General features: G+C 67.9%; 4 protein-coding genes. 3 read left to right on the forward strand and 1 reads right to left on the reverse strand.

Going from position 1 to position 8,064, the window contains the following annotated elements; all coding sequences use genetic code 11:
- A partial coding sequence (locus AB0J68_RS21715) for a hypothetical protein (protein WP_363940212.1) occupies positions 1-190 on the reverse strand: 190 nt, incomplete at its 3' end.
- A gap of 3 nt (positions 191-193) precedes the next feature.
- On the opposite strand from AB0J68_RS21715, the gene acs reads away from it, so the two are divergent.
- From acs to AB0J68_RS21730, 3 genes are all read left to right on the forward strand, one after another.
- Positions 194-2,158 carry an acetate--CoA ligase gene (gene acs, locus AB0J68_RS21720; protein ID WP_355065373.1) on the forward strand — a complete coding sequence of 655 codons (1,965 nt, stop codon included), beginning with the start codon at positions 194-196 and terminating at the stop codon, positions 2,156-2,158.
- Positions 2,159-2,400: 242 nt separating this feature from the next.
- Positions 2,401-5,193, forward strand: coding sequence for an immune inhibitor A domain-containing protein (locus tag AB0J68_RS21725; RefSeq protein ID WP_363940214.1), 2,793 nt, complete (start codon positions 2,401-2,403; stop codon positions 5,191-5,193).
- Positions 5,194-5,525: 332 nt separating this feature from the next.
- On the forward strand, positions 5,526-7,952 hold the full coding sequence (locus AB0J68_RS21730; protein ID WP_355065553.1) for an immune inhibitor A domain-containing protein: 2,427 nt from the start codon (positions 5,526-5,528) through the stop codon (positions 7,950-7,952).
- Positions 7,953-8,064 lie beyond the last annotated feature (112 nt).

The following is an 8,064-nucleotide window of genomic DNA, read 5'->3' on the forward strand; positions in this document are numbered from 1 at the left end:
GGTCGGCCTGCGCCTCGGCGTACGCGTCGACGGTGACGTTGGCGTGCGCGGCGGGACGGGCAGGGCCGGCCGTCGGGCGCGCGGCGGGGGCCGCTCGGCGCGACGGGGTGGGCAGCGGTCGCCGGCCGGGGGCCCCGCGACTACCCTCGTGCCCAGCGAGACGCAGGTCACCCCGAGGACGAGGAGTCACGGCATGAGCGAGGCATTGGCCAATCTGCTGAACGAGACGCGCCAGTTCCCCCCGCCGGCCGAACTCGCCGCGCACGCCAACGTCACCGTCGACGCGTACGCCGAGGCGCAGGCCGACCGGCTCGCCTTCTGGGCGAAGCAGGCCGACCGGCTGGCCTGGTCGAAGAAGTGGGACGAGGTGCTCGACTGGTCGAACCCGCCGTTCGCGAAGTGGTTCGTCGGTGGGCAGCTCAACGTGGCGTACAACTGTCTGGACCGGCACGTGGAGGCGGGCCGGGGTGACAAGGTGGCGATCCACTGGGAGGGCGAGCCGGGCGACACCCGCACTCTCACGTACGCCGACCTGCACGAGCTGACCTGCCGGGCGGCGAACGCGCTCACCGACCTGGGGGTCACGGCGGGCGACCGGGTGGCGATCTACCTGCCGATGATCCCGGAGGCGGCGGTCGCGATGCTGGCCTGCGCCCGGATCGGCGCGGCGCACAGCGTGGTCTTCGGCGGGTTCTCCGCCGACTCGTTGAGCAACCGCATCCAGGACGCCAGCGCCAAGGTGGTGATCACCGCGGACGGTGGTTACCGGCGGGGCAAGCCGTCGGCGTTGAAGCCGACCGTGGACGAGGCGGTGGCGAGCTGCCCGTCGGTGGAGCACGTGCTGGTGGTCCGCCGCACCGGTGAGGACGTGGCCTGGTCGGAGAAGGACCACTGGTGGCACGAGAAGGTCCAGACGGCGTCGGCCGAGCACACGGCGCAGCCGTTCGATGCCGAGCACCCGCTGTTTATTCTCTACACGAGCGGCACCACGGCCCGACCGAAGGGCATCCTGCACACCACCGGCGGCTACCTGACGCAGGCGTCGTACACCACGCACGCGGTCTTCGACCTGAAGCCGGAGACGGACGTCTACTGGTGCACCGCCGACATCGGCTGGGTCACCGGGCACTCCTACATCGTGTACGGCCCGCTCTCCAACGGCGCCACGCAGGTCATGTACGAGGGCACCCCGGACACCCCGCACAAGGGCCGGTTCTGGGAGATCGTCGACCGGTACAAGGTCAGCATCCTCTACACCGCGCCCACCCTGATCCGGACGATGATGAAGTGGGGCGAGGACATCCCCGCCGGCTTCGACCTGTCGTCGCTGCGGCTCCTGGGCAGCGTCGGCGAGCCGATCAACCCCGAGGCGTGGATGTGGTACAGGCAGCACGTCGGCGGGGGTGAGCTGCCCATCGTGGACACCTGGTGGCAGACCGAGACGGGCGCCATCATGATCTCCCCGCTGCCGGGGGTGACGGCGGCGAAGCCGGGTTCGGCGATGACTCCGTTGCCGGGCATCGTCGCCGACGTGGTGGACGACCAGGGCCAGTCGGTGCCGAACGGCGGGGGCGGCTACCTGGTGCTGCGCGAGCCGTGGCCGTCGATGCTGCGCACCATCTGGGGTGACGACAACCGGTTCATCGAGACGTACTGGTCGCGGTTCGAGGGCATGTACTTCGCCGGCGACGGGGCGAAGAAGGACGACGACGGGCACATCTGGCTGCTCGGTCGGGTCGACGACGTGATGCTGGTGTCCGGGCACAACATCTCGACGACCGAGGTCGAGTCGGCGCTGGTGTCGCACCCGTCGGTGGCCGAGGCGGCGGTGGTGGGCGCGACCGACCCGACCACCGGCCAGGCGATCGTGGCGTTCGCCATCCCGCGGGGCAGCACGGACATCGTCGGCGAGGCGGGTGAGCAGCTCATCGCGGACCTGCGCAACCACGTGGCAAAGACGCTCGGCCCGATCGCCAAGCCGCGGCAGATCATGCTGGTGCCGGAGCTGCCGAAGACCCGTTCGGGCAAGATCATGCGTCGGTTGCTGCGGGACGTGGCCGAGAACCGGTCGCTCGGCGACGTGACCACGCTGCAGGACTCCTCGGTGATGGAGCTGATCTCCTCCGGGATGAGCGGCGCGAAGTCCGACGAGGACTGACGACAGGCGTACCCCATCGGTGGGTGACGGTCCGCACGGACCGTCACCCACCGTCATCTTTTGTGGAGGTACGACCACCGCGCGCCGCCGGCTGCGGTGGTTGGACGAATAACGCCTCCATCACGTTCCCGCCGTTCGGCGTGTTTCTCATTTAGTTTCACGGAGGTCGGCGGGCCTCGATGCGTCCCTGCGCGTCCGGAGTCGGCCGGCTTCCTCCGCCCATGCCCGAGAAACGGAGCGGCATGAACAGAAACTCCCATCCGGGGTCGCGTCGACGACTACTCGTCGCGCTGCCCGTCATCGCCCTCGCGGCCACCTCACTGACCGTGAGTGGAAGTGCGGCGGCGCAGCCGTCCACCACCCCCCGGGCGGTGATCGGGGCTGACGAGTACTACATCAACTACGCCGAGCCCGAGGTGCAGACGGACACCACCGGCCGTGAGGTCAAGGGCAAGGGTGGCGTCTACACCCCGGCCGTCGACGCCGCGCGTGCGTTCGACCAGAAGCACGCACGGGGCAACCCGGTGACCGCGCGCCAGCTCGCGCAGATCGAAGCCAAGTCGATCAAGACGGGTAAGAGCCCGCGGCAGATCAAGCAGTCGCCGACCACGCAGACGGCGAAGCTGCTGACGCTGCTTGTCGAGTTCAACGACAAGGCGAACGACGACTTCACGAACGTGATGGTCCCGAAGACGGTGTTCGAGGATCGGACCTGTGTCCCCGGCACCGTGCAGAACGGGCCGAAGCACAACACCATCCCGAACCCGGCGACGCTGCCGCACGAGGACAACAACTCGATGTGGGTGCCGGACTTCTCGCCGTCGCACTACGACAAGATGCTGTACAGCAAGAACGGCATCACCGAGCGGGTCCGCAAGGACCTGAAGGGCCCGGACGGCAAGAAGGGCATCGACCTCACCGGTCGCACGATGCACAACATGTACCTGGAGATGTCCAAGAACGCGTACACGGTCGCCGGGCAGGCCAGCCCGTGGATCACCGTGCCGCACTCCGAGGGCTGGTACGCGGCCAACCGCTGCACCCAGGACGAGAACGGCAACTGGGTCCCCGGCCGGGAGCAGTCGATGAACGGCCACCCGGACAACCCGGCTGGCGCGGGCAGGCTGGCGGCCGACGCGATCGACGCGCTCGCCGCCAAGGACCCCAGCTTCCCGTGGGCCGAGTACGACAAGGAAGACCAGGCCGACCGCGACGGTGACGGCAACCTCTTCGAGCCCGACGGCGTGATCGACCACCTCGTGCTGGTGCACGCTGGCCAGGGCAAGTCGCGCGGCGGCGGCGACCAGGGCGTGTACGCCGTCTGGGCGCACTCCTCCTCGGTCCCGGGTGGCTACACCATCCCGGGCACCAGCCTGAAGGTGTCGAACTACATCGTGCAGCCGGAGGACGCCGGCGTGGGTGTCTTCGCCCACGAGTTCGGCCACGACCTCGGTCTGCCGGACCTCTACGACACCTCCGGCAACGCCGACTCCGACGTGGACTTCTGGGATCTGATGGCCTCGGGTTCGCACTCGGGTGAGATCTTCCAGGCGCTGCCCACGCACATGGGCATCTGGGACAAGTGGGTGCTCGGCTGGGCCGACCCGCTGACCATCCGCCCCGGCTCCAACCCGCGTGAGGTGAAGCTCGGGCAGACCTCGCGTACGCCGATCGACTCCGAGGACGGCATCAAGGTCGACCTGCCGGACAAGGTGACGGTCCTGGCCACGCCGCACAGCGGCACGAAGATGTGGCACAGCAACAACGACCAGAGCTGGGCCGACGTCAAGCTGAGCCGCTCGGTCGACGTGCCCAACGCCGCGGACGCCAAGTTCTGGATGTGGAACAACTACATCATCGAGGAGGACTGGGACTTCGGCTTCGTCGAGCTGTCGACCGACGGCGGTACGACCTGGTCCGAGCAGAAGGTGTACGCCGAGGGTGGCACGGTGGTCACCACGCCGGACAACTACGGCGACCCGAACGGCCGGATGAACGACTTCGGCGGCAAGAAGTACGGCCTGACCGGCAGCACCGACGGCTGGCGGCACGACTACGTCGACCTGTCGGCGTACGCGGGCAAGACCGTCCAGGTGCGACTGCGTCTCGCCACCGATGAGGCGTTCGAGGAGCGCAACTGGTTCGTCGACGACTTCTCGGTCACCGGCGGCGGCGCCACCACCTGGAGCGACGACGTCGAGGGCGGCGCCAACGGCTGGACGGCCACCGGCGGCACGTTCGTGGACACCACCGGCGCGGGCTGGAAGGTCTCAGGCGGCACCGAGGTGCACGCGCAGTACTACCTGGCCGAGTGGCGCAACTTCGACGGCTTCGACAAGGGCCTGAAGTACGCCTACGACACCATCTACTCCCACGAGGCGTGGAAGGTCGACCGGATCTCCTACAACGCGCCGGGCATGCTGGTGTGGTACCGGGACAGCGCGCTCGGCGACGTCAACCACGTCACCGGGCAGATGACCGCGCTGCCCAGCTACGGCGCGAAGGGCGGGCTGCTCATCGTGGACTCGCACTTCGACCCGTACCGGCGCACCGGTACGGCGGCCGAGAAGGACCCGTCGGTGACGGACAACCTGCCCAGCCGGCCGCAGTCGTCCAACGCGGCGTTCACGCTCCAGAAGACGTACCCCTTCACGGAGTGCCTGGAGGCGGCGGGCGAGCCGTACAGCGCGTACTGCACGAAGTTCAAGGCCCAGCCGCCGGTGAAGAGCTTCACCGACGCCAAGGGCTGGTACCCGGGCATCGAGATGCGCAACGGGGCTCCGTACGCGCGGGACAACGACGCCTCCGTGGTGGTGCCGTCGCGCGGTGGAGCGCCGTACACCACCCGGGTGACCAACCCGGACGGCAGCCCGGCGCCGGAGTTCTACGGCGTGACGCTGGGCGGCGGCGTGATCGTGCTCGGCACCGGTAACCCGGGCGACGCGGGCGTGCAGAACGGCGTCTCGTTGACCATCCGTAAGACCGCGCGGGACAACTCGTCCGCGACCATCTTCGTCACCCCGGCGAAGAAGTAACGGTTTCGCGCAGCAACAACTGATGGTGGGGCCGGTGGCGGGAACGCTGCCGGCCCCACTGTCGTAACGGCTGATCTTATTGATCGAAATGCATCGCTGCGGACGTTGCCGACCAGTCCACCCTGATTCGCGTGCTGATGAACCGCAGGGGTGTGACGGTGAAAAGCGTTCCCAACAAAATCTTGCAACAAATCGACGCGCACATCTTCCCACCCGTCCCGGCAGTGTCTATGTTCACCATTGGTCCCACTAGTGGGATCGATCTATCACCGGCCCGTACCCCCGTTGGGCCGGTTCCCTCAAACCGGAGGTACCACGTGCGCAAAGTCGCAGTGGGTCTGCTCGGGCTCTCACTGACGGCGACGGGGCTGGCGTTCGGACCGTCCGCCAGTGCCGCGCCGCAGCCGAAGTTGCCGACGGCCGCTCCGTCGGTCGCCGAGCCCGCCCTTGCCGACCACGACCTGCCGAACCCGCTGGAGGACAAGCGGCGAGCGCTGCGCCAGGAGGGCCTCAGCGAGGTCCTGTCCGGCAAGGCCAAGGCAGAGAAGATCAACGGCAGCACCGTCGTCAAGGTCGGTAAGACCCAGGCCGACGGGGCCGCCGCCCGCACCACCGGGGCGGGCACGGCCCAGACGGAAGACCAGTACGTCGAGCTCTCCCGTCAGCGGACCGACAAGATCTTCGTGATCCTCGCCGAGTTCGGCAACGAGCGGCACCCGGACTTCCCGGACAAGAACATCGACCCCAACACCGCGGGGCCGACCAAGTTCACCGGTCCGCTGCACAACGAGATCCCGGCGCCCAACCGGGCGGTGGACAACTCCACCGTCTGGCAGCCGGACTACAACGCCGACCACTACCGGCAGCTCTACTTCGGCACCAACCCCGGTGACGAGTCGCTGAAGCAGTACTACGAGGCCCAGTCCTCGGGTCGCTACAGCGTCGAGGGCGAGGTCACCGACTGGGTCAAGGTCAAGTACAACGAGGCCCGCTACGGTCGTTCCGACGACCCGAAGGCCGACGACGACCCGACCGGTGACCCGAACGTCTGCGACAGCAACGTCTGCAGCAACACCTGGGACCTGGTCCGCGACGCCGCCAACCAGTGGGTCATCGACCAGAAGGCCGCCGGTCGCACCGACGCGCAGATCGCCGCCGATGTCAAGTCGATGGACCAGTACGACCGGTACGACTTCGACGGTGACGGCAACTTCAACGAGTCGGACGGCTACATCGACCACTTCCAGATCGTCCACTCCGGCGGCGACCAGGCCGACGGTGACCCGATCCAGGGCGAGGACGCCATCTGGAGCCACCGCTGGTACGCGTACGCCTCGGACCAGGGCAACACCGGCCCGGCGAACTTCCCGGCCGGCGGCACCCAGATCGGCAACACCGGCGTCTGGATCGGCGACTACACCATCCAGCCGGAGAACGGTGGCCGGAGCGTCTTCTACCACGAGTACGGCCACGACCTCGGTCTGCCGGACGACTACAACGTGGTCAGTGGTGGCGACAACAACAACGAGCACTGGACCCTGATGGCCCAGAGCCGGCTCGGCGCCAAGAACGACGGCGGCATCGGCGAGCGCGGTGGCGACCTCGGCGCGTGGAACAAGCTCCAGCTCGGCTGGCTCGACCACGACACGCTCGGGCCGAACGAGAAGCGCACCGTAAAGCTCGGCCCGCAGGAGTACAACTCGCCGGAGGCGCAGGCCGCGGTGGTCAACCTGCCGCCGCGTGAGTACACCTTCTCGAACGGCGCACCGTTCGAGGGCAGCAAGCAGTTCTTCACGGGCAACGAGGACGACCTGAACAGCACGATGACCCGGACGCTGGACCTCACCGGGAAGTCGACGGCCGCCCTGGCCATGAAGGGCCGCTACAACATCGAGAGCGGGTTCGACTACCTGTTCTTCGAGGCCTCGGTCGACGGTGGCAAGACCTGGGCGACCCTGCCCGGCACCGTCAACGGCAACCCGCTGAAGGAGATCTCCCCCGGGCGCTTCGCCCTGGACGGCTCCAGCAACGGCAAGTGGGTTGACGTCAACATCCCGATGAACTCCGTGGCGGGCAAGGTCGTGCAGTTCCGGCTGCGCTACCAGACCGACGGCGGGCTGTCAAAGGGCGGCTTCTACGGTGACGCGATCACCGTGACCGCTGACGGTCAGACCGTGTTCACCGACGGCGCCGAGAACGGTGCCAACGGCTGGACGTTCGCGGGGAAGTTCGAGATCGCCGCGGCCACCTACACCAAGAAGTTCGCGAACTACTACATCGCCGGTACCCGGTCGTACACCTCGTACGACAAGTACCTCAAGACCGGCCCGTACTACTTCGGCTACGCGAACACCCGCCCGGACTACGTGGACCACTACGCGTACCAGGAGGGTCTGCTGATCTCCTACTGGAACCTGCGCTGGGCGGACAACGACACGTTCGCTCACCCGGGTGAGGGTCGGAACATGATCATCGACGCGCACCCGCGGCCGCTCTACAACCTGACCGGTGCCCCCTGGCGGGCCCGCGTCCAGGTCTACGACGCGCCGTTCAGCCTGAAGAAGGCCGACTCGTTCACGCTGCACATCGACAGCCAACCCCAGTACGTCCGGGGCCAGGCCGCGCAGCCTCTGTTCGACGACACCCAGCAGTACTGGTACCCGGAGCTGCCGAACCACGGCGTCAAGCTCCCGGCGACCGGCCGGAAGATCAAGGTTCTGTCGCAGGACGGCATCTACACCAACGTCCGCTTCTTCTGATCCTCGGATCAGGCGACACCCGCACCACGGCGATGCCCGGGCAGGTCACCTGCCCGGGCAGAGCCCGGTCCGGGAACCCCCGGCGCGCCCCGCGCGTCAGATAGGACGAGCG

Origin of the sequence: Micromonospora sp. NPDC049580, assembly GCF_040675595.1 — a bacterium.
GTDB lineage: Bacteria > Actinomycetota > Actinomycetes > Mycobacteriales > Micromonosporaceae > Micromonospora.

What these genes read in the sequence shown, in the direction of transcription:
- AB0J68_RS21725 (WP_363940214.1), top strand. Translation starts at nt 2,401, where the DNA reads ATGAACAGAAACTCCCATCCGGGGTCGCGTCGACGACTACTCGTCGCG.
- acs (WP_355065373.1), top strand. Translation starts at nt 194, where the DNA reads ATGAGCGAGGCATTGGCCAATCTGCTGAACGAGACGCGCCAGTTCCCC.